Consider the following 1,695-nt stretch of genomic DNA (forward strand, 5'->3'; position numbering starts at 1 on the left):
CACTAAGGCTAATTGGTTATCGCCGGTCAAAAGAGCAATGGATCCGCCAACGGCGGGTGAACAAGAAAACAACGGAAAAGGCTGTGGGGAACGACTCGGAAATGGGTTTTTCTACAGCCTCGTTAGGTGTGTATGGATACTATAGTCATCGACTGCCAAAATGTCAGAGATGAGAGCGATTTCTGGCAGTTATACGTGGAAATAGTGCGTCCTGAAGGTGCGGAATTCTTCGGTAGAAACGCCTCCGCTTTCTGGGATGCGATTTCTGGGGGCGGGCCAGGTTGGCCCGGCGATGTGAAGTTGCTGTTCGTTCACGCCGAGACTCTTTCGTCGATCAATAGCGGCAATCTTCTCCGCCGATTGCAAGAGATACAGCTCCATTCACAGCGGGTTCGGGTGGAACTTGGTAAGGACACCTAACCATCGCATGTTGGCGGACTGGTTTTCCGCTGCGCTCCAAACCAGACGCAAATGCAGGCGTTATATGCCTGGCTTCGTCGCTTTCGGGTTGGTGTTAGACCCCGTTTTGGCAGTTGGTTTCGGGCAACACACAGCCGCCAGTTGGTCATCGGTTCTGTCGGGTAGCTCGGTGTTCAGGTTGCGGGGCAATCCGGCGTAAATTCTGTGCGTCACCCGCCTACGCAGTGTTCTGGTTCCTGGCGCAATGGGTCGCGCTGGTACAAGGTATCGGGAGTAGGCATTCAGGTTTGGGTGCCACAATAAAGTGCCGGGTAACCGGCATCTAACAATTCGCATCAGTACGCGGCCGGTGGCCGCCGGACGCCCTTTACGTGTCGCCTTCGTCGCCACTCCAAGGTCGCCGCTGTGCTCGGCGTTAAATGTCTTAGTCAGACTCAAGGATCATTGGGATAGGTATGAAAGGGAAAGTCTGCCAGTGGCAAGATGAAAAAGGGTTTGGCTTCATTCAGCCTGAAAATGGTTCCGAGAAGCTGTTTTTCCACATTTCGAGCGTCAAGACCACTGCGAGGCGGCCTGAAGTTGGAGATAGTGTGTTATACGACCCAACACGAGACTCACAGAACAGACTGAGGGCAAAGGGTGTTGTCATTGAGGGCGTTTCCAAAGCCTTGGGGACGTCAGCCAAAAGTCGCCATAATAAAATCGAACCACCAAGAAAAAACGCTATCGATTACATTTCTATTCTGGTCATTTTAGGCTCACTTGTTGCCCTTGGTTTCGCGTTTTATCACACCAACTCAATCGAAAGCTCATGGGTTTATGGTGTGCCTGCAGTCGTAGGGTTCTTCATCTTGAATCGGCAACGAAAGCCTATCGAAAAGAGCTTTACCTGTGCACGTTGCAGAGCGGTCTCAGAGTTTGACCAAAGAACTATCCAGGCATGGAACAATGGTTTTTTCAAACTTTACTGTAAAAGCTGCCATCGCCAGTGGCTGGACAATAACCCCCGGCATGAAAAATCCCAAGTGCGAAGTAACGGAGGATGTCTTGGCGTGTTGGCAGTGATGATCCTAATACCGTCTATAGGCGGGGTAGGCTTATATCATTGGCTGGTGTGAGCGTCCATTTAACAAGTCGCTTTAGTGCCACGTGGACTTCCCCCAGTCGAGTGGACACGCATCGATAACTCCGAAACAGGAGCACACCGATGCCAGAAATGATCACAGGGAAGAAAACCCAGCAGTACAGCACTGAGTTCAAAGTCAAAGCGGTGGA

2 protein-coding genes are annotated in these 1,695 nt (G+C 51.4%); both read left to right on the forward strand.

Features of this window, described 5'->3' with window-relative positions; all coding sequences use genetic code 11:
* The first annotated feature begins 132 nt into the window (after positions 1-132).
* Positions 133-420: a barstar family protein gene (locus tag J3364_RS22655; RefSeq protein ID WP_502882542.1), complete on the forward strand. Its 288-nt coding sequence runs from the start codon at positions 133-135 to the stop codon at positions 418-420.
* 455 nt (positions 421-875) lie between these two features.
* Complete coding sequence (locus J3364_RS22535) at positions 876-1,538, forward strand: cold shock domain-containing protein (protein ID WP_349560406.1); 663 nt, start codon at positions 876-878, stop codon at positions 1,536-1,538.
* Positions 1,539-1,695: the final 157 nt, after the last annotated feature.

This window comes from Marinobacter sp. NFXS9, from assembly GCF_040148665.1.
GTDB classification, from domain to species: Bacteria; Pseudomonadota; Gammaproteobacteria; order Pseudomonadales; family Oleiphilaceae; genus Marinobacter_A; species Marinobacter_A mangrovi.

Coding starts and splice junctions, on each gene's coding strand:
- J3364_RS22655 (WP_502882542.1), top strand. CDS start 133: ATGGATACTATAGTCATCGACTGCCAAAATGTCAGAGATGAGAGCGAT.
- J3364_RS22535 (WP_349560406.1), top strand. CDS start 876: ATGAAAGGGAAAGTCTGCCAGTGGCAAGATGAAAAAGGGTTTGGCTTC.